The sequence below is a fragment of the Plantibacter sp. CFBP 8804 genome (assembly GCF_014841225.1).
Classification (GTDB): Bacteria; Actinomycetota; Actinomycetes; order Actinomycetales; family Microbacteriaceae; genus Plantibacter; species Plantibacter auratus.
In genome coordinates this window covers 20,738-46,602 of record NZ_JACYTU010000015.1, presented here as the reverse complement: position 1 = coordinate 46,602, position 25,865 = coordinate 20,738, and the positions used below count along the sequence as shown (strand labels likewise).

Below are 25,865 nucleotides of genomic sequence, written 5' to 3'. Positions count from 1 at the left end.
TGTGGGAGAGTAGGACACCGCCGGACTTCTTCGTTGAAATGGCCACCCAAGGTTCTTGGGTGGCCATTTTGCGTTAACACGCAGTGCGTTAACACGCACAGCGCGTTCAGTGGTAGAAACACGAATTTGCAAAACGCCTGGTCACAGCGTACGCTTGACCCTTGGTGTGGACGCTCCATGTCCACATCGTGTCCACGATCCCCACCGCTCACGCAGACCGGGATCGCGCACGCCGACAAGAGATCTTGGGCAGGGCAGTCGCCCTGCGGTAATGAAGGAGAAACTACTATGGCAGCAGTGTGCCAGGTGACAGGAGCCGTTCCCGGCTTCGGTCACAACATCTCGCACTCGCACCGTCGCACGAAGCGCCGCTTCGACCCGAACGTGCAGAAGAAGACCTACTACGTGCCCTCGCTGCGTCGTAACGTCACCCTCAAGGTGTCCGCCAAGGGCATCAAGGTGATCGACGCCCGTGGCATCGAATCCGTCGTCAAGGACATTCTCGCTCGTGGGGTGAAGATCTAATGGCTAAGCAGCAGGACGTCCGTCCAATCATCAAGCTCCGTTCGACGGCTGGTACCGGTTACACGTACGTGACCAAGAAGAACCGTCGCAACAACCCTGACCGTCTCGTGCTCAAGAAGTACGACCCCGTAGTGCGCAAGCACGTTGAATTCCGAGAGGAGCGCTAAACATGGCTAAGAAGAGCAAGATCGCCCGTAACGAGCAGCGCAAGGTTATCGTCGACCGCTACGCCACGAAGCGCGCCGAGCTGAAGAAGGCCCTCGTCGACCCCGCCGGGACCGACGAGTCGCGTGAAGCAGCTCGCCTCGGCCTCCAGAAGCTCCCTCGCAACGCTTCGCCGGTTCGCCTCCGCAACCGCGACGCGATCGATGGTCGCCCGCGAGGCAACCTCTCGAAGTTCGGCATCAGCCGCGTTCGCTTCCGCGACATGGCGCACAAGGGCGAACTGCCCGGCGTCCGCAAGTCGAGCTGGTAACACCCGCTCAGTCGGAGCTCACATTCCGCTGACACAGCATCGCAACACCGAAAGGGCCGTCCGCATCGCGGGCGGCCCTTTCGCGTTGTCGGCGACAGCTGCAAGGATCGAACGATTCCCACATCCATCGAGGAGGCGCTGCTGGACGTCCGCACGCAACGAGCGATCGCCCTCCTGGTCGCCGGCTGCTTCTTCATGGAGAACCTCGACGGGACGATCCTCACCACCGCCGCTCCGAGCATCGCCCGCGACCTCGGGACCTCGTCGACCGCCGTCGGGCTCGCCGTAACCGCATTCCTCCTCACGGTGGCCGTCCTCATCCCCGTCAGCGGCTGGCTGACGGACCGATTCGGCGCCAAGCGCATCTTCGCGCTGGCGATTGCCGTGTTCACGATCGCCTCCGTGCTGTGTGCGCTGAGCTCGAGCCTGCCGATGCTCGTCGGCTTCCGGGTGCTCCAGGGCGTCGGCGGAGCGTTGATGGTGCCGGTCGGTCGACTGGCCGTGCTCCGGGTGACCCCCAAGGAGCGGTTGATCCAGGCAATCGCCCTGCTGACCTGGCCGGCCCTCGCCGCCCCGATCATCGCGCCGTTCCTCGGTGGGGTCATCACCCAGTACGCCTCCTGGCACTGGATCTTCCTCATCAACGTGCCGATCGGTGTCGTCGCCTTCGTCGTGGCGCTCCGCATCGTCCCCGACTTCGCCGCCGACGAGGTGCCTCCGCTCGACTGGCTCGGCCTGTCCTTCGCCTGCGTCGGGCTCGCGTCGCTCCTCGTGGCGGCGTCGCTGGTGTCCGGAGCCGGGTTCGACGCCCGTTGGTTCATCGGGTCACTCGTCGCGGGCATCGTCCTCCTCACCCTCGCGATCCGACACCTGTTCCGTGCGCCGCACCCGTTCGTCGACCTCCGCTCGCTGCGGATCGAGACCTTCCGCCTGGCCAACGCCGGCGGCAGCGTCTACCGGCTCACGATCAGCGCCGTCCCCTTTCTCCTGCCGCTGCTCTTCCAGGACGCATTCGGCTGGACGCCCGTCCAGGCCGGTTCGATGGTGCTCTTCCTCTTCGCAGGCAACCTCGCGATCAAGCCGGCGACGACCTGGATGTTGCGGCGGTTCGGATTCCGTCTGGTGCTCGTGTCGTCGAACCTGATCGGAGTCCTGTGCATGGCCGGGATGGCGTTCCTCACCGCCGGCACGTCGATCGTGCTGATGGCACTGCTGCTCTTCCTCAGCGGGGTCGCCCGGTCGATCGGCTTCACGGCGTACAACACGATCACCTTCGCCGACGTCGAACCCGCTGCGATGTCGCGCGCCAACACCCTCAACTCGACCCTGCAACAGGTCGCGAGCGGCTTCGGTGTCGCCGTCGGGGCGATCTTGCTGACGACCGGATTCTCCCTCGAGGACGCGTTCGGTGGTGGTCAGTTACTGCCGTATCAGTTCGCGTTCCTCGCGATAGCCGTCCTGACCCTCTTCCCGACGATCGAGGCGTGGTTGCTCTCGCGGGCGGCCGGGCACAGCGTCATCGGCGTCCGCTGAGCGGCCACACCGACGCCTCCCAGCTGGGAAACGACCGACACGCAGACCCGTTTGTCCGCGTAGAGCGGAGAAATCCGCGAAATCTCGCGGATTGCTGCTACATTCGAGGCGGTCACACCGACCAGTTGGTGCCGTATCAGCGACACCTTCGCTACCAACACATCAGCTGTACGTTGCAGCAACGTCCGAGGAGGACCCTCACAATGGCAAATTTGAACAAGACCGAACTCGTCGCCGCCATCGCCGCATCGACCGGCCAGAGCCAGGCGACCGTCGGCAGCGTTGTCGACGCGCTGTTCACCACCGTCGCTGAGACCGTCGCCACGGGCGGCAAGGTCTCGATCCCGGGTTGGATCGCCTTCGAGCAGACCGACACCGCCGCTCGCACGGGCCGCAACCCGCAGACCGGCGCCGAGATCCAGATCCCGGCCGGCAAGCGCGTCAAGGTGACCGCGGGCTCGAAGCTCAAGGCTTCCGTCAAGTAAGTCGTCGCGGGCGTCAGCCCGCACGGACTCGGACCGCGGAGACACTCCGCCGGTCCAGACCACACAGCAGGGCGTCGCGAGAGCGGCGCCCTGCTGTCGTTCGTCCGGGTGCCGTCCGGGGTACGGCGAGGTGTCGGCGGCTCGGCCTAGCATTGCTGTCATGCGGATCCTCCACACCTCGGACTGGCACCTCGGCCGTTCGCTGCACGGGGTCGACCTGCTCCCCTTCCAACGCGACTTCCTGGCGCACCTCGAGCAGACGGTCGTGGACAACGAGGTCGACGTCCTCCTCGTCGCCGGCGACATCTACGACCGAGCCATCCCGCCGGTCGAGGCGGTGACGCTCCTGTCGGAGTCACTCGGGCGGCTGGCGGGCCGCACCCGCGTCATCCTCGCCCCGGGCAACCACGATTCGGCCATCCGGCTCGGTTTCGGCGCCGCCATGCTGCGCGACGGGATCGACATCCGAGCCGACCTCGCGCGGGTCGGCGAACCGGTCCTGGTGGACGACGAACACGGGACCGTCGCCTTTTACCCACTGCCCTACCTCGACCCCGACACTGCACGAGGGGTGCTCGCCCCGGACGACCAGCCGCTCGCGCGGTCCCACGCCGCCGTCATGGGTGCAGCCCTCGAACGCGTCCGAGCCGATCTCGCGCAGCGTCGCCAGAACGGAGCGGTCCGATCGGTCGTGGCTGCGCATGCCTTCGTCATCGGTGGTCTCGCGAGTGACAGCGAACGCGACATCCGGATCGGCGGGGTCGATGCGGTGCCCGCCCAGCTGTTCGACGACTTCGACTACGTCGCGCTCGGCCACCTCCACGGTGCGCAGCGCGTCGGGGCCGCGACGGGCGCCGACCGCATGCGGTACTCCGGGTCGCCGCTCGCCTACTCCTTCTCCGAACGCAACCAGGTGAAGTCGAGCGTGCTGGTCGACCTCGCCGCCGACGGCTCCGTGCACCTGGAGCTACTGCCGGCGCCGGTGCCGCGTCGGCTCGTCGACGTCACGGGAACCCTCGCAGAGCTGCAGGGCCCTGCGGGAGACGACGCCGTCGACGCCTGGGTGCGCGCCACGGTCACCGACGACGTCCGGCCACCGGAGCTGTACGCCACCCTGACCCGGCGCTTCCCGCACCTGCTCGTCTGGTCGCACGCGCCGGCGAACCGCTCCGAGGAGGCGCGCGCCGCAGCCGTCACGGCGGTCTCCGACCCGGTCGAGGTCACCGCCGAGTTCATCGAGTACGCGACGGGTGCACCGGCGACCACTCGCGAGCGCGAGCTCATCGCGGCGGCGAACGAGGCCGCACTCGCTGCGGAGGTGAGCGCCTGATGCGCCTGCACCGACTCACGCTGCAGGCCATCGGGCCGTATGCCGGTGAGCACACCATCGACTTCGTCGAACTCGGGCGGGCTGGTCTGTTCCTCCTGGAGGGACCGACCGGCGCCGGCAAATCCACGATCATCGACGCCATCGTGTTCGGGCTGTACGGCGAACTCGCCGGTACCGGGGCCAGCAAGGACCGCCTCCACTCGCACCACGCGCAGCCCGGGACGGAACCGTTCGTGGAACTCGTCTTCGAGACCGGATCCGGCGTGTACCGGGTGCGGCGGACGCCGGCCTACCAGCGGCCGAAGCAGCGCGGTGCCGGCTTCACCCCGCAGCAGGCGAGCGCCACCCTCGTCCGCCTGACCGACCCCGACGCACTGGCCGGAGAGACCCTGTCGACCCGCGCGCAGGAGATCGGTCCCGAGATCAGCCGGATCGTCGGTCTCACCCGGGAGCAGTTCGTCCAGACGATCGTCCTCCCGCAGGGCGAGTTCGCGAGGTTCCTCGCCGCCGGCGGTGAGGAGCGCAGCGAACTGCTCCGGTCCCTGTTCGGGACGGAGCACTACGAGCGAGTCGCCAAGCACCTCGTCGAGCAGCGACGGCAGGCCCAACGCGACATCGAAGGCGCACGAGAAGCGCTGGGCCGCGCGATCGCCCGGTTCGCGGGAGCGGCCGAACTCGACGACGCACGGGAACTCGTCGCGGGCAAGGGAACGGACACCCCGGCCGGGATGGACGCCGGCGCAGCGCTCGATGCCGAGCCAGGCGATACCGCGACTGCCGGTGATCCGTCGGCTGCGGAGCCCGACCTCCACCTGGACGTCGCGGATGGCGAGCCCGAACCGGACATCGCGACCCTCGCGGTCCCGCTCGAACCCGATTCCGAAGACCTCGTCGGTGACGCCACCCGCATCGTCGCCGTCCTCGAGCGCCACGCCGCAGCCGACGCCTCGACCGCTGGCGAGGCGCGGGTCGCCCTGGAGGGCGTCCGCACCGAACACGCCGCGGCCCAGACGCTGCTCGCGTCCATCGAACGTCGCGCGGAGCTGCTGACCGAGCGTGAGCTGCTCTCGGTGGACGACGAACCGGTCGCGCGGCTCTCCGAACGGATCGCGGCAGCGGCTCGGGCGGACACCGTCGCGTCCGCTCTCGCCGGAGCGGCCACGGCATCGGTGGCGCTCGAGGACGCCATCGCGTCGCTCGCCGCGATGGAGGAGCAGGCCGACGAGGCGATCGTCGCACTCGACGACGCGTCCGTCACCGCGCGCCGCGAATCCCTCACCGTCGAGCGGGCGTCGATGGCGGCCGTGCTCGTCCTCGAAGCCGCCGACGCCGACCGGGAACTCGCGCTCGCAGCACTCGCCGAGGAGCTCGCGACCGTCGACGAACGGCTCGCCGAGCTCGCAGCGGAACAGACGCGACGGGACGCCCGCCGGGCAGCGCTCAGCTCGGCACCGGAGCGCGCCTCGCGTGCGGCCACCGAGTCGGCCAGGGCCGCCCGGTCCGTCGAGCGCGCGGCTGAACGCCGCACGGTGCTGGATCGGGTGGACGCGGCCGACGAACGCCTCGCGGGGCTCGCCGATGAGGTCACCGAGGCCGCCACGGCCGCGAAGGCGGCGATCGATGTCGAGACGTCGCTGCGCCTCCGGAGGATCGAGGGCATGGCGGGTGAACTCGCCACCGGCTTGCGGGACGGCGAGCCGTGCAGCGTCTGTGGCTCGCTGAGCCATCCGGCGCCCGCGGTGCTCGACGGAGACCACCCCGACGCGGACGCGGTCGACGCGGCATCCGTCGCTCGGGCCGATGCCGAGGCGAGGATGCAGTCGGCGCAGAACACCCGGGACATCGCCCGGGCGGAGCGCCGTCGCCTCGTCGAGCAGTTCCTCGCGCTGGCCGACGACCCGGGCGACGTTGCCGCTGCCGGCTCCACCGACGCTTCGACGACGGCGACTGCCGGGTTCGACCCGGTCGCTGCGCGGGCGGCCGTCGATGCGGCCGCTGCGGAGGCCGAGCGGCAGCACGCGGAGGCCGTGGTCATCGCCGAGGAGGCGGACGCCGAGGTCGCGGAGGCCGGACGCCTCGCGGAGGAGCACCTGGCCGGCGTGGTCGCGGTGTCGGAACGCACCGCCACCCGGGCGACACTGACCGAGCGGCTCGCCGCCGCGCAGCGCGCCCACGAGCAGGCCCGCGCCGAGGTGGCCGGTGTCCTTGCCGGTCGAGCGGCTTCACTCGCCGAGCTCGACGCGATGCTCGAGGCCGAGCTCTCCTCGCTGTCGCTGCTCGCGGCGGCACGAGCGACCGTCGCAGACCGGCGCCTGCGTGACGCTGAGCGCGCGGTCGAGCTGGAGGCGGCACTCGAGCGGGCCGGGTTCGCCGACCGCGCGGCCGCAGAGGCCGCAGCCATGAACGGGGTCGAACGAGCGAGCGCCGAGGCGCGGGTGGCCGACCACCTGCGTCACACGACCGCGAACGCGGAAGCACTCGCGAGCCCGGCCATCGCCGGTGTCGCCGGTACCGCCGCCCCCGACGTCGAAGCGACGGCCCGACGACTGGCCGACGCCGAGGCGGCGGCAGGCACCGCGACCGCGGCGGCCGCCGTCTCCGCACGACGAGCGACCAACGCGGCTGCCGCCTGCACGGCGCTCGCCGAGGCGGCCGACGAGAACGCCGACGCGGTCCGCGAGGCCGCGGCCGTCGTCCGCCTCGCCGACGTGGTGTCGGCCACGGGCAGCGAGAACAGCACGAAGGTCACCCTCGGCACCTACGTCCTGCTGCGCCGCTTCGAGGATGTCGTGGCGGCGGCGAACGCGCGCCTGGAGTCGATGTCAGGCGGGCGCTACGAGCTCGTCCGCAGCGACGTCAAGGAAGGACCCTCCCGCAGCCAGCGCGTCGGGTTGTCGCTCACGGTCCACGATCACCGGACCGACCGGCGTCGCGATCCGAAGTCGCTGTCCGGTGGCGAGACGTTCTACGCCTCGCTCTGCCTCGCACTCGGGCTGGCGGACGTCGTGACGGGCGAGGCCGGCGGTGTCGAGCTCGGCACGCTCTTCGTCGACGAAGGGTTCGGCAGCCTCGACCCCGAGACGCTCGACACCGTGATGGCCGAGCTCGGTCGGCTCTCGGCCGGCGGGCGCGTCGTCGGCGTCGTCAGCCACGTCGAGGAGATGAAGCAGCGCATCGGCGAACGCATCGAGGTGCGGCGGCTGGAAGACGGCTCCTCGACCCTGCTCGTCCGTGCGTGAGCGGCGCCCTTCGACAGGCTCAGGGACCGGTGGTTCGGCTGAGGGACCGGTGGTTCGGCTGAGGGACCGGTGTTTCGGCTGAGCCCGCTGCGGTCGGGGTTCCCAGCAGCGCCGCGTAGGCTTGCAGCGTGAATCGTGTCGTCCGCCTCGCGGGTCCTGCCCTCCTGCTCCTCGTGGCTGTGGCGACCCTCCTCGCGGGTCTGGCCTTCGGCGGTGGAGCGGATGCGCAACTCCTGGGCGACCCCGGCGCCGTCGTGCGGTGGGGGCTCCCGATCGCACAACTGCTCGTCAACCTGAGCGCCGCCGTCACCATCGGCGCGTTGCTCATGGCCTGCTGGGCGCTCAGCCCGGACCGGCGCGAGTACGGGGCGGCGCTCGACGTCGCCGCAGCCGGGGCTGCGGTCTTCACCGTCGCGTCCGGCGTGACGGGCTTCTTCACCTTCCTGAACGTCACGCAGGTGCCGCTCACCTTCGACGACGCGTTCGGCGCGAAGCTCAGCCTCTTCTTCACCGGGATCGAGTCGGGCCAGGCCTGGCTGCAGACGACCCTCATCGCCGCGGCCGTGACGGTGCTCTGCTTCGCCGTCCGCAACCACACGGTGCTCGTGTTCGTCTTCGGGCTGTCCCTCGTGTCGCTGCTGCCGATGGCCCAGCAGGGTCACTCCGCCGAGGCGAGCGGGCACAACGCCGCCGTCACCGCGCTCGGCCTGCACCTCGTGTTCGCCGCCATCTGGCTCGGCGGTCTGCTCACGCTGGTCTTCATCCGCAAGACCCTCGAAGACGGCCGGCTCGCCCCCGTGCTCATGCGGTACTCGACCGTGGCACTCGTGTCCTTCGTCGTCGTGGCCGTCTCCGGATACGTGAGCGCCGAGCTGCGCATCGGCTCGCTCGACCGCCTGGGCACCCCGTACGGCATCCTCGTCCTCGTCAAGGTCTTCGCACTGCTGGCGCTCGGCCTGTTCGGTGCGCTGCAGCGTCGGGTGCTCATCGGCCGCATCGAGCGGTCCGCCGCTGCACGTGCGGACACCCCCGCGGGCCGCACGGGCACCTTCTGGTGGCTGGTCGCCCTCGAGCTCGGGTTCATGGGCATCGCCTCCGGTGCCGCCGCAGCCCTCGCGAAGACGGCCCCGCCGGTCGACCAGACCGTGCCGACCGCGCCGACACCCGCGGTGCTGCTCACCGGGGAGGAACTGCCGCCGGAACTGACCTTCGCGCGGTACTTCACCGAGTGGAACATCGACCTCCTGTGGCTGCTGGCCTGTGCGTTCGGCATCTTCTTCTACATCGCGGGCGTCGTCCGCCTGCACCGCCGCGGCGACTCCTGGCCGATCCTGCGCACCGTCAGCTGGGTGCTCGGGCTGCTCGTGCTCTTCTACCTCACCTGCGGCGGCATCAACGTCTACCAGCCGTACCTCTTCAGCGTGCACATGCTCGGACACATGGGCCTCACCATGCTCGTCCCCGTGCTCCTCGTCCCCGGAGCGCCGGTCACGCTGCTCGCGCGGGCGGTGCGGAAGCGCTCGGACGACTCCCGAGGAGGCCGGGAGTGGGTACTCCTGGCCGTGCACTCGAAGTTCGCGGGGATCATCTCGAACCCGATCGTCACCGCGGTGCTCTTCGCCGGATCGCTCTGGGTGTTCTACTACACGCCGCTGTTCCGCTGGTCGATGGAGGACCACATCGGCCACGAGTGGATGGTGGTGCACTTCCTCATCACCGGCTACCTCTTCGTGCAGTCGCTCATCGGCATCGACCCGGTCCCGTACCGCCTGCCGTACCCGATGCGGCTCCTGCTGCTCTTCGCGACGATGGCGTTCCACGCGTTCTTCGGGCTGGCGATCATCTCCTCGACCGGGCTGTTCCTCGCCGACTGGTTCGGGGCGATGGGACGCACGTGGGGGCAGGCGCCGCTCCTCGACCAGCAGACGGGCGGCGGGATCGCCTGGAGCGTCGGCGAGATCCCGACCCTGGCGCTCGCCGTCGCCGTCGCGATCTCGTGGAGTAAGAGCGACGCGAAGGATCAGAAGCGGCTCGATCGCAACGCGGACCGCACGAACGACGCGGAGCTCAACGAGTACAACGAGCGTCTCGCGCGCATGGCGGCCAACGACACCCGCTCCTAGTCCGCGAACTGTCACTCCGGAACAGTGTGAGGGGTGTCGGACTGTGCTGGAGTGACAGTTCGCGGGCTTCAGCGGAGGTCGATGTAGAGGGAGCCGTCGTCGCGGATCGTCACGAATGCCGACAGCGTGAACGGGACGTCCTCGTCGAGGGTCGAGACCGTGCCGTCGAACAGCGACTTCACGTCGACGACGAGGTGCGCGGCTCCGTCCGTCGCCGGCATCTGCCAACCGGTGTCGCCCGGCTGGACCGCCACCACGGGGTAGGCCGCGATGGACCACACCGGTAGGTCGTCCACGCGATCGCGGATCACCATGCCGAACGGGCACCCGGTGGGCTGGAGGACCTGTTGCGTGGCGCAGTTGTCGAGGTAGCCGTCGATCTGGGTCTGGACCTCCCCGACGAAGTCCGGGGTGGCACTCGCGGTCACCTCGGCGTTGACGACGCTCGCGACCTCGGTCGTCGTCGCCGTCTCCACCGATGCCGCCAGGTAGGTGGTGTCGACGTCGAAGTCGACGCTGCCCGGCGTGAAGGTGAGGAGCGGGATGGTGGAGGTGAAGGCCCCCTCGGTCCCCTCCGCGACGCGGCGGGTGTCGAGCTCGAAGCCGTTCGCCCGGAACCCGGTCGTGTGTGCGACGGTCAGCTGGACGACGCTCAACGGGCTCGTCTCGAAGCGCCACGACGGGAACAGCCCGAAGGTGCGCTCGCCGCTCGTGATCGAGAACGCCGTGCTGTGCGGCTGACCCGCGAGTCGGTACGAGAAGGTCACCTCGTGGGCACCCGATGCGGTCGTGACATCGGAGACGAGGCGCACGTTCTCGATCGTGCCGAGCGCCTCGCTCCGGAGCAGGGCGTCCGAGCTCTCGGCGGGCAGGCCCGCGTCGGCGAGTTCGGCGGAGCTCAGGGCGACCCCGGGCAACGCGAGCGCGGTCGCGGCGTCGTCGTCCGCGAGGGCGTCGAGGTACCCGCGCGCGAAGGAACCGGCGCCGTAGACGTCGCGGGCGACGGCCGACCAGGCGGAGAGAATGGCCGCGACGAGCAGCGCCGCGATGCAGAGCCACAGCACGACGGCGCGGACGAGGGCATCGCGCACCGTTCCCGGGCGTCGCAGCTCCCCACGTGTCGCGACATGGCTCATCCTGACATCCTAGGCGGGCACCTCGCGTAGGATTGGAGGGCGAAAACGGGAGGGAACCGAAGCATCATGAGCGTAGCCCTCTCCGCCGAGCAGCAAGCCGTCTTCGACCGCATCGAGAGCACCCGCGAGCACCTGTTCGTGACGGGTCGAGCGGGCACCGGGAAGTCGACGCTCCTCAACCACCTCGCCTGGAACACCTCGAAGCAGCTGGCCATCTGCGCCCCGACGGGTGTCGCCGCGCTGAACGTCGGCGGCCAGACGATCCACTCGCTCTTCCGCCTGCCGATCGGGCTCATCGCCGACCACACGATCGACCAGAACGATCAGACCCGCAAGCTGCTCAACTCCATCGACACCCTCGTCGTCGATGAGGTCTCCATGGTGAGCGCCGACCTCATGGACGCCATGGACCGGAGCCTCCGGCAGGCCCGGCAGCGGCCGCGCGAGCCGTTCGGCGGCGTGCAGATCGTCCTCTTCGGCGACCCGTACCAGCTCGCTCCCGTGCCGGGCAGCCTCGAGGAACGGGCGTACATCGCCGACACCTACCGCTCGTTCTGGTTCTTCGACGCCAAGGTGTGGTCCGAGACGCCGCTGCAGCTCGTCGAGCTCACCGAGATCCACCGTCAGCACGAGGCCGAGTTCAAGTACCTCCTCAACGGCGTCCGGCACGGCCAGGTCACCGCCGAGATGGCCGGCCGACTGAACGGCATGGGCGCCAGGACCCCTCCCGAGGACGGCGTCATCACCCTCGCGAGCCGCAACGACACCGTCGACCGCATCAACAAGGCGGCGCTCGCCAAGCTCGACGGCAAGCCGCTCACCGCCAACGCGGAGGTCTCGGGCGACTTCGGCGGGCGGGCGTTCCCCGCCGACGAGGCGCTCGACCTCAAGGTCGGGGCGCAGGTCATGTTCCTCCGCAACGACAGCGAGCGTCGCTGGGTGAACGGCACGCTCGGGACCGTGGTGAAGATCGACTCCACCGTCTGGGTCGAGGTCGACGGTGAGCAGTTCGAGGTCGAGCCGGCGACGTGGGAGAAGTACAAGTACTCCTACTCCTCGGTGACGAAGCAGCTGAAGCGCGACATCGTGGCCGAGTTCACGCAGTTCCCGCTGCGGCTCGCGTGGGCGGTCACCATCCACAAGTCGCAGGGCAAGACCTACGACCGCGCGATCGTGGACCTGGGCAGCCGCGCGTTCAGCCCGGGACAGAGCTACGTCGCACTCAGCCGTATCTCGACGCTCGACGGTCTCTACCTCTCCCGGCCGCTGCGCCCGAGCGACATCATCGTCGACACCGACGTGAAGCGGTTCATGTCGGGGCAGTGACGTCTCCGGTCTCGGCCGAAGCCGTCCGGTCCCTGAGCCTGTCGAAGGGCGGCGTCGCAACGGTCGCACCTGCCCTTCGACAGGCTCAGGGACCGTGTTTGGGCTCAGGGACCGTGTTTGGGCTCAGGGACCGGGTTCGGGCTCAGGGACCGGGGTTGGGCTCAGGGATCGGCAGAGTTTGTGCGAGCGGGACTGCACCCGAAGAACTACGATTATCGCTCATGACCTATGGACAAGCTCAGTGGCCGCAGCCCGGTCCGATCACCGCCTGGCGCACGCTCGAGCTGAACGCCAGCAAGCCGCCGTTCGCCGGATACTGGGGGTTCATCCCACTCGTCGTGCGCATCGACGGCTTCGAGCACCGCCCGACCTGGGGACCGTCGCAGTTCACGGTTCCAGCCGACCGTCCCGTGCAGGTCTCGTGCTCGATGGCCTGGCTGTGGGAGTTCGGCCGTGCCGACTACCTGCTGCAGCCCGGCGAGGCGCCGACGCTGGACTACATCGCGCCGGCGCAGCAGTGGGTCTCAGGCTCGCTCGCACCGAGGGGTCAGGCGGTCATCAAGGGACGAGGCGTGCAGATCGCGATGTACGCCGTCCTCGCACTGGTCTTCGTCGCCATGTTCGGCGTGCTGGCGCTCTCGCTCGCCATGTCCTGATCGGACTTCCGCGGCCCGTGCCGCGCTGAATCAGCGGCCGGGTGGCGTGACCTCAGGTGCGGTCGACGGCCCGGAGCAGGATCGCGCCGAGTTCGGCCGGCTTGGTGAACTGCGGCCAGTGGCCCGTCGGGAGGTCGACGAACTCGACGTCCTGTAGCCGTGCCAGTTCCGCGACGTACGGGTGGCCCTGTTCCATCAGGCCGCGCAGCATCTCCGAGGAGAATTCGCACGCGACCACGGTCGCCGGGACGGACAGACGACGGTCGTCGTCGGAGAGCTGCTGTCGGTCGACGGCGACGCCCTTCGGTTGCGGGACGGCTCTGGCCCGGAACTGCTCACGGAGCTCCTCGTCCAAGTCGACGAGGTCCTCCGCGTCGAACACCGTCCAGTCGGGCAACGGGATCTCGGAGCCCGACGAGGGGAGTTCCTCGTTGATGCACGCGCCGTCGGCGAGTGGACCCGAGTCGACGTACACGGCGCGGACGACGCGGTCAGGGCGGGCGTCGATCGCGGCGGAGATGATGGCGCCACCGCCGGAATGTCCGACGAGCACGACCGGCTCGGTGCCGGCGTCGATCTCGGCGACCACGGCGTCGACGTGGTCGCGGAGGCCGATGCCGGCGCGGCCGGCAGTGACGCTCTCGAGGCCGGGGAGGGTGAGCGGTCGGACCCGATGGCCTGCCGCTTCGAGCGGGGGTGTGACCGCGCTCCAGGAGGATGCGTCGAGCCAGAAACCGGGTACGAGGATGACGTCCATGCCCGAGATGCTACGCCGGGCCTGCGAGCGGCGGGAGGGGTGCTTCGCCGCCCGCAGTTCGTTCGCCCAAGAATGGGCGAATGAACACCCATTCGCCCAAGAATGGGCGAATGGACGGACGGGTCAGGCGACGGCGGTCGCTGCGGCCTTCGCGGTCGCGAGGTCGCGGAAGAGGTCGGTGTTGAAGCGGTACGCCACCATGACCTCGTCGATCACGCGGGCCTGCTCCTCGTCGTCCCACGGGACGGCGTCGAGCTGCTCGCGGTAGGTGTCCTTGAACTCGCGCGGTTTCGCGATATCGCCGAAGAGGTAGAAGCCGACGCCGTTGGTGTCGAAGCCGAACTGGCGCTGCATGAGCGTGCGGATGATCTGCCCGCCAGAGAGGTCGCCGAGGTACCGGGTGTAGTGGTGCGCGACGAAGCCGCCGGGCCAGACGGCGCCGACCTCGTTGATCCGTGCCACGTACCGGGCGGTGGTGGGGAGCGGGGTGATCTGTTCGCGCCAGTCCGGACCGATGAGGAACTCGAGGTCCTGCACGATGGCGGGGAGACGCGTCAGCTTGTCGCTGATGAACGGAGCGGCGACGGCATCGGCGCGCATGCGGTCGGCTGCGGCCTCCAGAGCCTCGTAGATGAAGAAGTGCTGCGCGACGAGGGCGATGTAGTCCTCCTTCGAGCCCTTCCCGGTCATGAGGTCGCTCATGAAGTCCGCCCCCTCGCTGGAGGCATGGCCGGATGACGTGCGCTCGCGCAGGGCCTGGGAGAAGGGGATCACAGTGCTCATGTCGGACTCCGCGTCGGCTGGCTCGGTAAGGGTTGCCTAAGTGTAACGGGCCGGGCTCGAGAACGGGAGGGTGAATCTGTCGCTGTGGAGGGAATCAGTGGCTGCTGTGCAGGGAACCGTGCGGGACCGCGAACGCACCGGCGTTGGTCTGCGCCAGCGCCGGTGTCGTGAGCGCCGCCACGACCGCTGCCCCGGCGAGCAGGGTGAGCACGTACCGTCCCGTGCTCGGCTCGCGATGTGGCCGGCGGTTCGCGCGCGTCACTAGGGCGTCGAGCTCGAGTTCGTCCGGCGCCGTCGATGCGAGGGTGACCCGCCGGAGTCGCCGTGCGAGCACCCCGGCGACGACGAGCAGCAGGACCGTGGATGACAGGGTCGGCAGGAACGGGGGCACGGTCGTGACGCCGAGGGAGGCGAGTCCGTACAGCGCCACCCAGACGACGACCGTGCCCACCGCGCCGGCGAAGGACGCTCGGAGGCCCGGCACCCGGTCGCGGACGAGGACCACGACGGACCACAGCAGTGCGGCGACGCCCAGGGTGACGAGCGGGATCGCGCCCACGGGGGAGGACCCGGCACCGGTCGCGATTAGCACGAGACCGGCACCGAGTGTGCACATCGCGAGCAGGCTGTTCGAGATCGACGTCGTCCCGGAGCGGACCGCTGTGCCGGCGCCCGCCCGGGCGTCCTGACGTTCGACGGAGACCGACATGTCAGGCCGTCGCCACCCGGTGCGTGCGCTTGTCCGCAGCCAGTCCGGCACCGAGCAGCACCACGGCGCTCGCGAGGTGGAGGAAGTGGTCGGCCGTGTTGAGCGCGAGGATGTTCAGCGCGGAACCCACGATGAAGAAGCCGACGACACCGAGCAGGAGGTAGAACCCGCCGACCACCGTGTTGACGGTCTTGGCCGCGACGACGTTCGAGAGCCCGGCGATGAGCAGGGCCGCGCCGATGAGGACGTGCGCGATGTTGTGCAGCGGGTTGACCTCGAAGATCCCGAGGAGGAGGCCACCCTCGGTGGTGAGGACGGGCAGGCCGCCGGCGACGATCCCGCCGAGGAGTCCGACGACCACGTAGACCGCGCCGAAGACGGCGGCGAGGAGCCGGTTGGGTGAGTGGAGCATGGAAGCCTCCTGAGTTCGGTCGAGCCTCGGGCTGATCCGAGGCGTGAGGTGATTCGGAGGTCGGCCGCTTCTCGGTTTGGTCCCGGCGACCGTTCAACCATTCGTCCGATTTCTGCGTCTGGTATTCCAGTTGTAGGCTGACCCGGTCCAGTTGAAAGGTCCCCTCATGCTCCTGCATCCTGCACGCGCCGCACGGCGTGCCACTGCCGCCGCCGCGCTGGCCCTCGTGAGCGTGTTGGCCTCACCGGCCGCACCGGCGCTCGCCGAGTCGCCCCGGTCCGTTCCGGTGGAGCCCGCCGGCACGGTCGCCGACGCGAACATCGTGGACGTCCTGAACGCCCGCTACGCGGACACCGCCATGTCCTGCGACGGTGGCGAAGCCGCCTACTTCTGCAACGGCGTCGTCGTCCGCACCACCTCGACGGTGCTCCCCACCCCGCTCCAGATCTCCCGCGACGGCGCCTCGTTCAGCTACCTGCGAGCGGATCTCGGTATCGAGACGCTGTGGCCGGCCGCGTCGGCCGGAATGATCCTGCAGCCGTGGGCCGAGCAGGCGTCGCAGATGCGGCTCCGGTGCGCGTTCCCCTCCGACGCCGCGACCAACACCCGACCGGACAGCTGCGACCGCTCGACCGCCGAGGTGGAGTACGGCAATCCCGAAGGCAGTAGTGCCCCGTGCGTGGAGCAGGGCATCGACTCCGGCGTCGCCTGGTCACGGCACTTCGACAGCCTCGAGTGGAAGAACGGCAACTGTGCCTTCGGGGCGGATCTCGACGGGTTCGCCGCCTCGTTGGAGATGCGGGCGCTCCTCCCGGCGGACGACTACCTGGACGCCATGTGGAACGAGGTCGTGGTCGGTGCGTGGACCGTCGAGAGCACGCCGGAGCTGCCGGTCGAGGCGTTCTTCTTCATCGAGGGGAAGCCCGGCGGCCTGGAAGCCGCGGAGGCGCTGCAGGACGAGTTCGCGGCATTGAGCGGGCGGATCGTCCCGATCGTCGGGATCGACTTCGACCGGGAGGCGCCCTTCATCCCGGTGCCGTCGTCCGAGCTGTCGGTGACGTCACCAGCCGCGCAGGTCGGAGAGGCGCGGCCCGAGTTCGCCGGCCGGGCGACGCCCGGATCCTCGGTCGTCGTGCTCGATGCCGCCGAGCGGACGGTCTGCGCCGCCGCGGCCACCGATCGAGGCCGATGGTCGTGCACCCCCGACGCCGCGTTCGCTCCCGGCACGCACGAGGTGTCCGTCGTCGAGACGTCGACGGCCGGCGTCGTGTCCGTCGCCCACGCCTTCGAGTACCTCGTCAACGCGGCCCCCCGGATCATCTCCCCGGCCGCCGGGGAGCGGATCGTCGGCGAGCGCGTCGTCGTCACGGGTGAGGCCGAACCGTCGAAGTTGATCGAGGTGCGCGAGGCGGGGAGCTTCCTCTGTCTCACCTTCTCGACCCCGACCGGAACGTTCAGCTGCACGGTCGAGGCCGTCGGCGTGGGCGAGAAGCGGTGGACGGCCACGGCGAACGCCGGTGTCGCCACGAGCCCGGCCACCGAGTTCTCGTTCTTCGTCGCGCTCGAGGACGAGACCGGGCCGGTCACTCCTGAGGACCCGGGCACGCCTGTCGAGCCGCCGGTCACGCCGGTCGACGGCGGCGCTGGACCGGTCGCTGATACCGCTGGTCCCGCGGAGTCGGACCTCGCCCGCACGGGAGTCGGCACCGGCGACACGCTCTGGGCTGCGGGGTTCCTCGTGCTCGCCGGCCTCGTGCTCGTGGTGCTGCGCGTCGGCCGGTCCCGCTCGGCGGGGATTCGCGGCTGACCGGCCGAGCGGGGCACGGTCCGTCTCCTGACCGCAGCGATCGTCCGGCCGTCGTCGCTCAGTCGTGCGGGCGTGGCTCCACACCCAGACGGGCGCACGCGGCGTCGTAGAGGGCGACGACCTCGCGTCGGATCTCGCCGCGCTCGGTGATCGTGCCGGCGGGCCAGGGCACCCGACCACCCGCGGCGGTGCCGTCGACCGTCCAGGTCCACTCGCCACCCGTCCCGTCCAGCGCGATCATGGTGGCGGTCTCGGCCGCCGGTTCCAGGAAGGCGCGCACGATGAGCAGGTTGTCGTCGGGATGGTCACCGTTCATGTGCGCCAGGACGGCGTCGACGATGGTCTGCGGGAAGGCGTTCGAGGTCACCTCTCCAGGGAACACCATCACCGGTCCCGGCACCAGGCCCGCCGCCCGAGTGACCGGCGCGCGGCGTGCGACCGCAGCTCCCAGCCGCGCCCGGTTACAATCGGGAACAGTCTGCAGCTCCGCAGACCGCTCATCAGGGGGATGACTTGACTGCAACAGCTCCGAGGCGACGGCGTCTCGCCGCACTCCTTACCGCGGCGACCCTCGCGACGGTGCTCGTCGGCTGCTCGGGCCCCTCGGTGTCCGACACCGACTTCCCCGACCAGGTCAGCGGCACGCTCGCCGGCGACACGACCGACGCCATCACAGCAGCGGTCGAGGCCGCCGTCACCCAGTCCGGATCCTCCGGAGCCATCGTCGGCGTCTGGGCGCCGTGGGCCGGGAGTTACACGGCCGGCGTCGGCACGACCGAGCCGGGTGGCAAGACCAAGATGGATCCGTCCATGGTCTACCGCATCGGCGACACCACACGCCCGATGACCTGCACCGTGCTCCTCGAGCTCGTCGACGAGGGCAAGATCAAGCTCACCGACCAGGTCCACAAGACCCTCCCGCAGGTCCAGGGCATCGAGGGCATCACCTACCAGCAGCTGTGCAACGGCACGTCGGGGCTCGGCACCTACACGCCCGCGCTCAACGCCCAGTTCGTCACCAACCCGACCCGCAACTGGTCGATGGCCGAGATCCTCGCGAACGGCCTCGCGAGCGGTACGCGGACGGCTCCGGGGGCGCTCTTCGGCTCGAGCGACACCGGGTACATCCTGCTCGGCATGGCGCTCGAGGAGCTGACCGGTCAGTCGTGGCAGTCCCTGTACGACCACTACGTGTTCTCGCCGCTCGGCATGTCGAAGTCCAGCTTCCCCGACGCCTCCACCGTGGAGCTGCCGGGGTCGCACCCCAAGGGGTACCTGACGCCGCGGGTCGCGGACGGCACCTACCAGTGCGACGCACCGACGGACGAGACCGAGCTGTCGACCTCGATGGTGTGGACCGCCGGTGGCGTCGTCTCCTCGGTCGACGATCTGCGGAAGTTCACCCAGTCCTTCGCGTCCGGCTCGCTGCTGAACGACAGCACGTACAAGAAGCAGTGGAAGGACCCTGTCTCGCTGGGTGAGGCTGAGCCGACCTGGAAGAGCTTCGGCGTGGGTGGGTTGCAGATCGGTCCCCTCCGGGGGCAGGCCGGCGCGATCCCCGGCTCGCTCTCGGCGGCCTTCTCCGACCCGACCTCCGGCCTGACGGTCGTCGTCATGCTCAACAATTCGACGCTCGGTGCGGGCTTCGCGCAGACGCTCGCGATGCAGCTCGCGTCGATCGGTGCGAAGGCGGCACCGGCGAGCGGGCAGAAGGCGCCCGAGATCGCACTCCCGTGGTCCGAGCAGCAGATGGCGGAGCAGCTCGCCGCCTCGGCGATGGTCTGCGCCCCGCCGGTCGCCCCCGCCGGGTAGCGGAGTGACCGGGCCTGGGATCATCGCCCTTCGACAGGCTCAGGGACCGCGTGGGTGCGGCTCAGGGACCGGGGTGGTCGCGGACGGTGGCGGCGGATCGCGGCACGATGACGCTTTCGCGAGGGCGCTGGGCCATGCCGCTTCCTAGAGTGAACCCATGACGACGAACACCCCCGACGAAGACACCATCGTCCCGGACACGAAGAACTGGACCTGGGTCCTCGAGCGCGCCTGTCCCGAGTGCGGGATGGACACGTCGCGGTTCGGGTTCCGGGAACTCCCCGGGTTGATCCTTGCGAACGCCGCCGCGTGGCCGGCGGTGCTGGAGCGCGCCGATGTCCGGGAGCGGCCCGACCCGCAGACCTGGTCGCCGCTCGAGTACGCGGCCCATGTGCGCGACGTGTTCCGCATCTTCGACGTCCGGCTGCGGCTCGTCCTCGACGAGGACGATCCCGCGTTCGAGAACTGGGACCAGGATGCGACGGCTCTCGAGGAGCGCTACGGCGAGCAGGATCCGAAGCGGGTGTCGGCGGAGCTGGTGGAGGCCGCGACGGTGCTCGCCGCAGCGTTCGAGCGGGTGCCGGACGAGGCGCTCACGCGGACGGGTCGACGGAGCGACGGCGCGCGCTTCACGACCGAGACCCTCGGCCGCTACTTCATCCACGACCCGGTGCACCATCTCTGGGATGTGACGAGATCGCAGTAGTGGACGTCATCCGGGTCTGGTGACGTCCGCTACTGCGCTCTCGCGCGGAACGCGATCGTGTTGACGCGGTTGCTGCAGCGGACGGAGCAGTAGCGTTTCGAACCGTTGCGGGACAGGTCGACGAGCAGGCCGTCGCAGTCGTCGGCGGCGCAGAGCCGCAGGCGGTCCCAGGCGTCGGACCGGACAACGTCGACGAGTGCCATGGCGATCTCGGTCTGGACGCGATCGACGAGCGGGGCGTCGAACTCGGTGGCGTGGAGGTGCCAGTCGAAGCCGTCGTGGCGGCGCAGTTGGGGGAGCGCGGCGGACTCGCGGAGCATCGCGTTGATCTCGGCGACGGCGCGGTCGCGGGTGTCCGGGGCGTCCGCGTCGGAGGCCCAGAGCGCGTGTATCCGCTCCCGCAGCTGGGCCACCGCGGCCCGCTCGGGCTCGTCGCCGTCGACCCGACCCGAGTACCGACTGACTCGGAGGAGCTCCACGAGTTGCGGCGGTGTCGCGAGTTCGTCGCCGCCGCTCCGGGACGCCGATGCGCGGGTGTTCACGAGCAGCGCGGCGAAGAGCAGCGCATCCTCGGTGTCAGGGGCAAAATGCAAGTTGACTCCTTACTCTCTCCGAGAGTAGCTTCATCTCAGCCGGGCGTCCACCTCTTCCGCCGGCCCCACTCGCGGCAGCTGGAGACCCCCATGAAGCACACGTCCTCGACCACGGTCGGTCTGCTCGTCGCGGTGCTCGCCGCGGTCGCGTTCGGCACCTCCGGCGCGTTCATCAAACCGGTGCTCGCGTCGGGGTGGAGCCCCGCTGCGGCGGTCACCGTCCGCGCCCTGATCGGTGGCCTGGTGCTCGCCCCGTTCGCCCTCATCGCACTCCGCGGTCGCTGGGACGCGGTCTGGCGTGGCCGCTGGCGACTCCTCGGCATGGGCCTCATCGGGGTGGCGGCGACGCAGCTCGTCTACTTCGCGGCGCTGCAGACCATCGCCGTCGGTACCGCGATCCTCGTCGAGTACATGGCGCCGCTGCTGCTCGTCGCCGTCGCTTGGGTGCTGACCAGACGTCGTCCCGCGACGGTCGTCCTCGTCGGCTCCGTCGTGTCGCTCGTCGGGCTCGTACTCGTCGTCGCTCCGAGCGGTGGTTCGACGCTCGACCCGGTCGGCCTGCTGTTCGCCATCCTCGCGATGGTGGGCTGCGCCGCGTACTACGTCATCTCGGCTCGGCCGGCGAAGGGGCTGCCTCCGGTGGCGTTCGCCGCCATCGGTCTGCTCATCGGGGCGCTCAGTCTCTGGCTCGCGGGGCTCGTCGGCGTGCCTTTCACGACCTCCGACGCCGACGTCACGGTGCTCGGCACCGACGTCGTGTGGTGGGTGCCGCTCCTGTTCGTCGGGGTGGTGTCGACGGCGGTCGCCTATGCGGCGAGCATCACCGCGAGTCAGATGCTCGGTTCCCGGCTCGCCTCCTTCGCGGGCCTCCTCGAGGTGGTCGCGGCGACCGGGTTCGCCTGGATCCTCCTGGGGGAGCAGCTGTCGCTCGCGCAGCTCCTCGGCGGGGTGTGCATCCTCCTCGGGATCGGCTTCGTGCGCTCCGAGCGGGCTCCCGCCGTGCCGATCCCCGTCGCGGTGCAGTGACGGGGTCAGTGCTGAGGAACCGGGACGGCGGCGTCGAGGTCGGCGAGGATCGCCAGGACCGCCGCCCGCCCGGCCCGGTTCGCGCCGACCGTCGACGCTGAGGGGCCGTACCCGATGAGGTGCACCCGCGGCTCGTCGGCCGCCCTGGTGCCGTCGATCCGGATACCGCCCCCGGGCAGCCGGATGCCGAGCGGCGCGAGGTGGTCGAGCGCGGCCCGGAAGCCGGTGGCCCAGAGGATGGCGTCGACCGGGAGGAACGAACCGTCGGCGAGGACGACCCCGTGCTCCTCGATGCGGCGGAACATCGGCTGACGCACCAGGACGCCGCGCGCCTCGGCCGCCCGCGCCCACGGTGTCCAGTGCATCCCCGTCACGGAGATCACGCTGCCTGGCGGGAGGCCCTGGCGCACGCGTTCTTCGACGCCCTTGATCGCCTCCACCCGGGCGGCGGTGTCGAAGTCGTCCTCCACCCACTCCGGTTCGCGTCGCGTCATCCACACCGTCTCCGCCACCCGCGAGATCTCCTCGAGCAGCTGGATGGCCGAGATGCCGGCACCGACGACGACGACGCGTTGGCCGCGGAACTCGTCAGCGGAGACGTAGTCGGCAACGTGCAGCTGGCGTCCGGCGAAGCGTTCCCGTCCCGGGTACGCGGGCCAGAACGGTTTCGTCCAGGTGCCCGTCGCGTTCACGACCGCCCGTGCCCGGAACACGGCGGCGGGGGAGTCGGCGCCCGAGGAGTCGGCGCTCGCCGCGGTCTCGACGAGGAGCCGCCCGTGCGGGTCGTCGTCCTCGCGGCGGACGGCGCGGACCTGCACCGGGCGGCGGACCGCGAGGGCGAAACGCTGCTCGAACGCCGCGAAGTACGGCGGGATGACGTCGACACTCGGAGAAGCAGGATCGAGCTCGGGCTTCGGCATGCCGGGCAGGTCGTAGATCCCGTTGACGGTCGCCATGGTGAGCGACCGCCATCGGTGCTGCCAGGCGCCGCCCGGGGCGTCGTTCGCGTCGAGGACGACGAAGGTGCGTGCCGCGGTCGGGCCCTCGGTGGCGCCCAGCGGGACGAATCCGCGCCGATGCAGGTGGTACGCGGCCGACAGTCCGGCTTGACCCGCGCCGATCACGACGACGTCGACGGTCTCCGGTGTGCTCACGTGCTCCTCAACGTCGTCGACCGCTCCGGCATTTCCGTCAGGGTCCGAGCTCGTGTCCGCGATTCAGCCGTGGGCCAGGACCTGCACGCCGATGACGAGGACACCCAGGAGCACGAGGGCCGCGAGCGCGATGAGCTGCTGCCAGAGGGACAGCCGCGCGCGCCGGACGGCGACCCACCCGCTGAGCCCGAGGGTGACGAGGTAGACGATCGCGGACACGCGGAGGGAGGTCTCGAGTTCCATGACGTCGAACACGGCGAGCACGAGCAGGATGGTGGGGGTCGCGACGGTGAGCAGCGAGCCCCACGCGATCCGGAGCATGGAGTGCCACCCGCGCTCGTCGGGGAACGCCCCGTGGGCGGCGAGGTGTGCGATCATCTCGGCGACGAGGCCGGCGAGGGTGATGCCGACCACGCCGATGACGAGCGAGAAGAGCGCATCCGGCGCGTCGTGGTGCTCCACGTTCGCCGCCAGCACGAGGACGATCGCGAGGCCGGTGAAGGTCGCGTAGACGCGCTCCTTGAGGTACTTCGCGACCGTCTCGACGTCGCCGGGCGGCAGCCCGCGTCCCGCCGGACCGTGTGCGTCCCGCCGGCGTCCACGTCGTCGATCCGCCCAGGTTCCGCCGTCCGTCATGGTCCAGAGCGTAGCCGCCGTCGCGGGATAGAGTGCCGGGTATGAGCGAAACGATCATCACCGTCGAGGGCCGCTTCGACTACCACCACCCGGCTGAGCGTGGGACCGTCCTCATCTCGGCGGGCTTCCAGGGACCCGAACGTGAGCCCGTCGTCTCCCACACCACCGCGCTGCACCGGGCGCTCAGCCAGACGGCGGAGCAGTTCCGCGCGCAGTCGGCAGTCACCTGGTGGTCCGCCGACCGGCTGCGGGTGTGGAGTGAGCGGCCATGGAACAAGGACGGGAAGCAGTTGCCGCTCGTGCACCATGCGGCGGTCGCGCTCGAGGTGAAGTTCGCCGACCTCCAGTCGCTGGCCCGCTGGGCCGAGGAGATCGCGGTCCAGGACGGCGTGACGGTGACGGGCGTCACCTGGGCGCTCACCGAGGCGACGAAGCACCGCATCACGGCCGAGGCCCAGCACAACGCCGTCCGCGACGCCGTGGACCGCGCGACCGCCTACGCCCGGAGCCTCGGGTTGGGCACGGTGCGACCGGTCGCATTGGCCGATCCCGGCATGCTGGGTGACGAGACTCGCACCTCGGGGACCCAGACCGCGGCGCCGATGATGCGCGGAGCCGCCGCACCTGCCGGCGACACCGCCCTCGACCTGAAGCCGGAGGACATCACGGTGTCCTCCCGCGTGCACGCCCGCTTCGCCGCGTCCTGACCCGACGATCAGCTCGGCGCGATGCTCGGCTGCACCTCGGGTGCGCGACCCCGCCTGGCTGAGAGCACGGCGCCGATCCCGGCACCGACCACGCAGGCGATGCCGAGCCACTGCGGTGTCGTGAGCTGCTGACCGAGCACGAGGAGTCCGGCGATCGCGGCGATGGCCGGCGCGGATGCGAGCAGGATCGAGAAGGTCGCGGCGCTGAGGCGTCTGAGGGCGACGAACTCCAGCGCGTACGGCACGGCCGACGAGAGCGCGGCGACGCCCAGGCCGAGCAGGAGGATGACGGGATCGAACAGGGCGATGCCCGTGGTCGTCGCGGCGAGTGGGATGGTCACGAGCGCGCCGATGGCGGCGGCGATCGCCAGACCGTTCAGGCCGGGGAACTCCGACCCCGTCCGCGCCGACAGCAGGATGTAGCCGATCCAGAGGGCGCCGGCGGCGAGTGCGAGGACGACGCCGAGCGGATCGAGCGCAGCCGTCGGTCCGCTGTGGAGGAGCACCCCGCCGAGGAGGAGGACGCCGACGAGGGCGACGCCCGCCCAGAGCGCGCTCGTCCATCGACGACCCGCGATGACGCTGAGTGCCAGCGGGCCGAGGATCTCGAGGGTCACCGCCGGGCCGAGCGGGATGCGGTCCAGTGCCAGGTAGAAGCAGACGTTCATCGCGGCGAGGACGAGCCCGAAACCGACCGCCGATCCCCAGGCGCTCCTCGGGTGTCCGCGAAGGGCCGGGCGGGCGACGGCCAGCAGGATGAGCGCGGCGAACACGAGGCGCAGCGTCACCATGCCGATCGGACCGACCTGCGGGAACAGCGTGACCGCGATCGACGCGCCGAGCTCCTGACAGACGAGTCCGGCCAGGACGAGGAGGGCGCCGGTCGCCGCCTGGCTCGGTCGCGGTCTGCGGATCACTGCACCACGCTAGCGCGCCCGGTCGCCGAGCCTCATCCGGTCACCGAGCGCGCCCCGGTCACCGAGCTTGTCGAGGTGCCGCCCCAGTCGGGCTCGCCGGTGCGGCATCATGAGGGCATGAGGATCGACGAACTCGCGTACCTTCGGGCGCTCGCCGAAGACGGTCACGTCCCGTACGCCGCTGAGGCGCTCGGTATCTCCCAGTCGACGCTCACGAGGGCGATCGGTCGGCTCGAGGCGGACGCCGGGGTCGAGTTGTTCGACCGCCACCGCAGCCGGCTCGAACTCAACCGCTACGGCGAGATCCTCCTCGTGCACGCGCTCCGGGCGCAGACCGAGCTCGACAATGCGCAGTCGCGGATCGACGAGCTCCGCGACCCCTCGGCGGGCCTCGTGTCCATCGCCTACGTCTCGTCCCTCGGTGGCTGGCTCATCCCGCGCATCGTGAGTGAGTACCGCCAGCTGCTGCCGGACATCCGGTTCGTCCTCGACGGCGGGAAGGCCGACAGTGTGTTGGACGCGCTCCGCTCCGGCTCGGCCGACGTCGCCTTCCTCAGCCCGGAACCGCGTGATCCGGACATCGAGTGGCGTCCGCTCACCTCCGAGCGGCTCGCGCTGGGTGTGCCGGTCGGGCATGCGTTCGCCGATCGGACGTCGTTGGCGGCGTCCGACCTCGAGCAGACGGAGTTCCTCGCGATGACGACGGACTCGGGGCTCCGGCAGATCGCGGACGCGTACTTCGCGAGGCACGGCGTCGTGCCCCGGGTGGCGATGGAGGTGTCCGAGCTGTCGACGCTCCGTGGTCTCGTGCGCGCAGGGGTCGGGATCGCCGTTCTCCCCGATTCCACGAGTATGGAGGGCGTCGTGCTCGTCCCGCTCGACGACGAGGCGGTCCGGGTGATCGGTGTCGCCACCAGCCGTGCCCGGGCGGTGTCTCCCGCCGTCGAGCAGTTCGTGCGGTTCGTCCGCGAGGAGTGGGTGAGCGCGCGGATCCACTGAGTCGCCCGGACCTGCATGA

Annotated in this window: 26 protein-coding genes; 16 read left to right on the top strand and 10 right to left on the bottom strand. The window is 70.2% G+C overall.

Annotated elements, in window-relative coordinates:
• Positions 1-288: 288 nt before the first annotated feature.
• The 8 genes from rpmB (at position 289) to IFU11_RS17405 (ending at position 9,710) form a co-directional block, all read left to right on the top strand.
• Positions 289-525 (top strand): 50S ribosomal protein L28, encoded by a 237-nt coding sequence (gene rpmB / locus IFU11_RS17440; protein ID WP_056010522.1) that lies wholly within the window; start codon positions 289-291, stop codon positions 523-525.
• Positions 525-692 (top strand): 50S ribosomal protein L33, encoded by a 168-nt coding sequence (gene rpmG, locus IFU11_RS17435; protein WP_056010525.1) that lies wholly within the window; start codon positions 525-527, stop codon positions 690-692. Before rpmB ends, rpmG begins: the two co-directional genes overlap by 1 nt.
• Before the next feature lie 2 nt (positions 693-694).
• On the top strand, positions 695-1,000 hold the full coding sequence (rpsN, locus tag IFU11_RS17430; protein ID WP_064294760.1) for a 30S ribosomal protein S14: 306 nt from the start codon (positions 695-697) through the stop codon (positions 998-1,000).
• 114 nt (positions 1,001-1,114) lie between these two features.
• The gene (locus IFU11_RS17425; RefSeq protein WP_371742825.1) at positions 1,115-2,533 is read left to right on the top strand and encodes a DHA2 family efflux MFS transporter permease subunit; all 1,419 of its coding nucleotides are present in this window, start codon (positions 1,115-1,117) and stop codon (positions 2,531-2,533) included.
• 203 nt (positions 2,534-2,736) lie between these two features.
• Entirely contained in the window at positions 2,737-3,018 is a 282-nt protein-coding gene (locus IFU11_RS17420) for an HU family DNA-binding protein (protein WP_064294762.1), read from the top strand.
• Positions 3,019-3,178: 160 nt separating this feature from the next.
• Positions 3,179-4,348, top strand: a complete 1,170-nt coding sequence (locus tag IFU11_RS17415; protein ID WP_192019775.1) for an exonuclease SbcCD subunit D — start codon at positions 3,179-3,181, stop codon at positions 4,346-4,348.
• Positions 4,348-7,587, top strand: a complete 3,240-nt coding sequence (locus IFU11_RS17410; protein WP_192019774.1) for an AAA family ATPase — start codon at positions 4,348-4,350, stop codon at positions 7,585-7,587. Before IFU11_RS17415 ends, IFU11_RS17410 begins: the two co-directional genes overlap by 1 nt.
• Positions 7,588-7,715: 128 nt before the next feature.
• Positions 7,716-9,710, top strand: coding sequence for a cytochrome c oxidase assembly protein (locus IFU11_RS17405; RefSeq protein ID WP_079707440.1), 1,995 nt, complete (start codon positions 7,716-7,718; stop codon positions 9,708-9,710).
• A 68-nt stretch (positions 9,711-9,778) separates the two neighbouring features.
• Here the strand turns inward: IFU11_RS17405 and IFU11_RS17400 are convergent, their stop codons facing one another.
• Positions 9,779-10,846 (bottom strand): hypothetical protein, encoded by a 1,068-nt coding sequence (locus IFU11_RS17400; protein WP_192019773.1) that lies wholly within the window; start codon positions 10,844-10,846, stop codon positions 9,779-9,781.
• Between the two features lie 66 nt (positions 10,847-10,912).
• On the opposite strand from IFU11_RS17400, the gene IFU11_RS17395 reads away from it, so the two are divergent.
• Positions 10,913-12,172 carry an ATP-dependent DNA helicase gene (locus tag IFU11_RS17395; RefSeq protein WP_079003639.1) on the top strand — a complete coding sequence of 420 codons (1,260 nt, stop codon included), beginning with the start codon at positions 10,913-10,915 and terminating at the stop codon, positions 12,170-12,172.
• Between the two features lie 221 nt (positions 12,173-12,393).
• Positions 12,394-12,828, top strand: coding sequence for a hypothetical protein (locus IFU11_RS17390; protein WP_086475145.1), 435 nt, complete (start codon positions 12,394-12,396; stop codon positions 12,826-12,828).
• Positions 12,829-12,880: 52 nt separating this feature from the next.
• Here the strand turns inward: IFU11_RS17390 and IFU11_RS17385 are convergent, their stop codons facing one another.
• The 4 genes from IFU11_RS17385 to IFU11_RS17370 form a co-directional block, all read right to left on the bottom strand.
• The gene (locus tag IFU11_RS17385) at positions 12,881-13,585 is read right to left on the bottom strand and encodes an alpha/beta fold hydrolase (protein WP_192019772.1); all 705 of its coding nucleotides are present in this window, start codon (positions 13,583-13,585) and stop codon (positions 12,881-12,883) included.
• A gap of 123 nt (positions 13,586-13,708) precedes the next feature.
• Positions 13,709-14,368: a biliverdin-producing heme oxygenase gene (locus IFU11_RS17380; RefSeq protein ID WP_137244281.1), complete on the bottom strand. Its 660-nt coding sequence runs from the start codon at positions 14,366-14,368 to the stop codon at positions 13,709-13,711.
• Positions 14,369-14,462: 94 nt separating this feature from the next.
• Positions 14,463-15,077, bottom strand: a complete 615-nt coding sequence (locus IFU11_RS17375) for a hypothetical protein (RefSeq protein ID WP_192019771.1) — start codon at positions 15,075-15,077, stop codon at positions 14,463-14,465.
• A gap of 1 nt (position 15,078) precedes the next feature.
• The gene (locus IFU11_RS17370; protein WP_192019770.1) at positions 15,079-15,489 is read right to left on the bottom strand and encodes a DUF4383 domain-containing protein; all 411 of its coding nucleotides are present in this window, start codon (positions 15,487-15,489) and stop codon (positions 15,079-15,081) included.
• Between the two features lie 166 nt (positions 15,490-15,655).
• Between IFU11_RS17370 and IFU11_RS17365 the strand changes: the two genes are divergently transcribed.
• A complete protein-coding gene (locus IFU11_RS17365) occupies positions 15,656-17,296 on the top strand; it encodes an Ig-like domain-containing protein (RefSeq protein WP_192019769.1) in 1,641 nt (546 codons plus the stop codon).
• Between the two features lie 58 nt (positions 17,297-17,354).
• Here the strand turns inward: IFU11_RS17365 and IFU11_RS17360 are convergent, their stop codons facing one another.
• Positions 17,355-17,663 carry a DUF2470 domain-containing protein gene (locus tag IFU11_RS17360; RefSeq protein ID WP_371742824.1) on the bottom strand — a complete coding sequence of 103 codons (309 nt, stop codon included), beginning with the start codon at positions 17,661-17,663 and terminating at the stop codon, positions 17,355-17,357.
• Positions 17,664-17,809: 146 nt separating this feature from the next.
• On the opposite strand from IFU11_RS17360, the gene IFU11_RS17355 reads away from it, so the two are divergent.
• Together IFU11_RS17355 and IFU11_RS17350 are read left to right on the top strand one after the other, a co-directional pair.
• A complete protein-coding gene (locus tag IFU11_RS17355; protein WP_161578683.1) occupies positions 17,810-19,108 on the top strand; it encodes a serine hydrolase domain-containing protein in 1,299 nt (432 codons plus the stop codon).
• Between the two features lie 157 nt (positions 19,109-19,265).
• Positions 19,266-19,814: a DinB family protein gene (locus IFU11_RS17350; RefSeq protein WP_192019767.1), complete on the top strand. Its 549-nt coding sequence runs from the start codon at positions 19,266-19,268 to the stop codon at positions 19,812-19,814.
• Between the two features lie 29 nt (positions 19,815-19,843).
• Here the strand turns inward: IFU11_RS17350 and IFU11_RS17345 are convergent, their stop codons facing one another.
• On the bottom strand, positions 19,844-20,407 hold the full coding sequence (locus IFU11_RS17345) for a CGNR zinc finger domain-containing protein (RefSeq protein ID WP_192019766.1): 564 nt from the start codon (positions 20,405-20,407) through the stop codon (positions 19,844-19,846).
• Between the two features lie 90 nt (positions 20,408-20,497).
• Between IFU11_RS17345 and IFU11_RS17340 the strand changes: the two genes are divergently transcribed.
• Positions 20,498-21,433, top strand: coding sequence for an EamA family transporter (locus IFU11_RS17340; RefSeq protein WP_079707429.1), 936 nt, complete (start codon positions 20,498-20,500; stop codon positions 21,431-21,433).
• A 5-nt stretch (positions 21,434-21,438) separates the two neighbouring features.
• Here IFU11_RS17340 and IFU11_RS17335 read toward each other — a convergent pair whose 3' ends face one another.
• Both IFU11_RS17335 and IFU11_RS17330 read right to left on the bottom strand, forming a co-directional pair.
• Positions 21,439-22,587: an NAD(P)-binding domain-containing protein gene (locus IFU11_RS17335; protein ID WP_192019765.1), complete on the bottom strand. Its 1,149-nt coding sequence runs from the start codon at positions 22,585-22,587 to the stop codon at positions 21,439-21,441.
• A gap of 63 nt (positions 22,588-22,650) precedes the next feature.
• The gene (locus IFU11_RS17330; protein WP_192019764.1) at positions 22,651-23,223 is read right to left on the bottom strand and encodes a hypothetical protein; all 573 of its coding nucleotides are present in this window, start codon (positions 23,221-23,223) and stop codon (positions 22,651-22,653) included.
• Positions 23,224-23,264: 41 nt separating this feature from the next.
• On the opposite strand from IFU11_RS17330, the gene IFU11_RS17325 reads away from it, so the two are divergent.
• Positions 23,265-23,930, top strand: coding sequence for an SIMPL domain-containing protein (locus IFU11_RS17325; protein ID WP_086475158.1), 666 nt, complete (start codon positions 23,265-23,267; stop codon positions 23,928-23,930).
• 8 nt (positions 23,931-23,938) lie between these two features.
• Here IFU11_RS17325 and IFU11_RS17320 read toward each other — a convergent pair whose 3' ends face one another.
• Positions 23,939-24,847 (bottom strand): EamA family transporter, encoded by a 909-nt coding sequence (locus tag IFU11_RS17320; protein ID WP_371742823.1) that lies wholly within the window; start codon positions 24,845-24,847, stop codon positions 23,939-23,941.
• A 117-nt stretch (positions 24,848-24,964) separates the two neighbouring features.
• Between IFU11_RS17320 and IFU11_RS17315 the strand changes: the two genes are divergently transcribed.
• Positions 24,965-25,846, top strand: a complete 882-nt coding sequence (locus tag IFU11_RS17315) for a LysR family transcriptional regulator (protein WP_192019763.1) — start codon at positions 24,965-24,967, stop codon at positions 25,844-25,846.
• Positions 25,847-25,865: the final 19 nt, after the last annotated feature.

Excerpts from the sequence above, each read along its gene's own strand:
- rpmG (WP_056010525.1), top strand. The coding sequence starts at position 525 with ATGGCTAAGCAGCAGGACGTCCGTCCAATCATCAAGCTCCGTTCGACG.
- IFU11_RS17325 (WP_086475158.1), top strand. The coding sequence starts at position 23,265 with ATGAGCGAAACGATCATCACCGTCGAGGGCCGCTTCGACTACCACCAC.
- IFU11_RS17400 (WP_192019773.1), bottom strand. The coding sequence starts at position 10,846 with ATGAGCCATGTCGCGACACGTGGGGAGCTGCGACGCCCGGGAACGGTG.
- rpsN (WP_064294760.1), top strand. The coding sequence starts at position 695 with ATGGCTAAGAAGAGCAAGATCGCCCGTAACGAGCAGCGCAAGGTTATC.
- IFU11_RS17410 (WP_192019774.1), top strand. The coding sequence starts at position 4,348 with ATGCGCCTGCACCGACTCACGCTGCAGGCCATCGGGCCGTATGCCGGT.
- IFU11_RS17350 (WP_192019767.1), top strand. The coding sequence starts at position 19,266 with ATGACGACGAACACCCCCGACGAAGACACCATCGTCCCGGACACGAAG.
- IFU11_RS17380 (WP_137244281.1), bottom strand. The coding sequence starts at position 14,368 with ATGAGCACTGTGATCCCCTTCTCCCAGGCCCTGCGCGAGCGCACGTCA.
- IFU11_RS17330 (WP_192019764.1), bottom strand. The coding sequence starts at position 23,223 with ATGACGGACGGCGGAACCTGGGCGGATCGACGACGTGGACGCCGGCGG.
- IFU11_RS17370 (WP_192019770.1), bottom strand. The coding sequence starts at position 15,489 with ATGCTCCACTCACCCAACCGGCTCCTCGCCGCCGTCTTCGGCGCGGTC.
- IFU11_RS17415 (WP_192019775.1), top strand. The coding sequence starts at position 3,179 with ATGCGGATCCTCCACACCTCGGACTGGCACCTCGGCCGTTCGCTGCAC.
- IFU11_RS17365 (WP_192019769.1), top strand. The coding sequence starts at position 15,656 with ATGCTCCTGCATCCTGCACGCGCCGCACGGCGTGCCACTGCCGCCGCC.
- IFU11_RS17385 (WP_192019772.1), bottom strand. The coding sequence starts at position 13,585 with ATGGACGTCATCCTCGTACCCGGTTTCTGGCTCGACGCATCCTCCTGG.
- IFU11_RS17315 (WP_192019763.1), top strand. The coding sequence starts at position 24,965 with ATGAGGATCGACGAACTCGCGTACCTTCGGGCGCTCGCCGAAGACGGT.
- IFU11_RS17390 (WP_086475145.1), top strand. The coding sequence starts at position 12,394 with ATGACCTATGGACAAGCTCAGTGGCCGCAGCCCGGTCCGATCACCGCC.
- IFU11_RS17375 (WP_192019771.1), bottom strand. The coding sequence starts at position 15,077 with ATGTCGGTCTCCGTCGAACGTCAGGACGCCCGGGCGGGCGCCGGCACA.
- IFU11_RS17340 (WP_079707429.1), top strand. The coding sequence starts at position 20,498 with ATGAAGCACACGTCCTCGACCACGGTCGGTCTGCTCGTCGCGGTGCTC.
- IFU11_RS17395 (WP_079003639.1), top strand. The coding sequence starts at position 10,913 with ATGAGCGTAGCCCTCTCCGCCGAGCAGCAAGCCGTCTTCGACCGCATC.
- rpmB (WP_056010522.1), top strand. The coding sequence starts at position 289 with ATGGCAGCAGTGTGCCAGGTGACAGGAGCCGTTCCCGGCTTCGGTCAC.
- IFU11_RS17420 (WP_064294762.1), top strand. The coding sequence starts at position 2,737 with ATGGCAAATTTGAACAAGACCGAACTCGTCGCCGCCATCGCCGCATCG.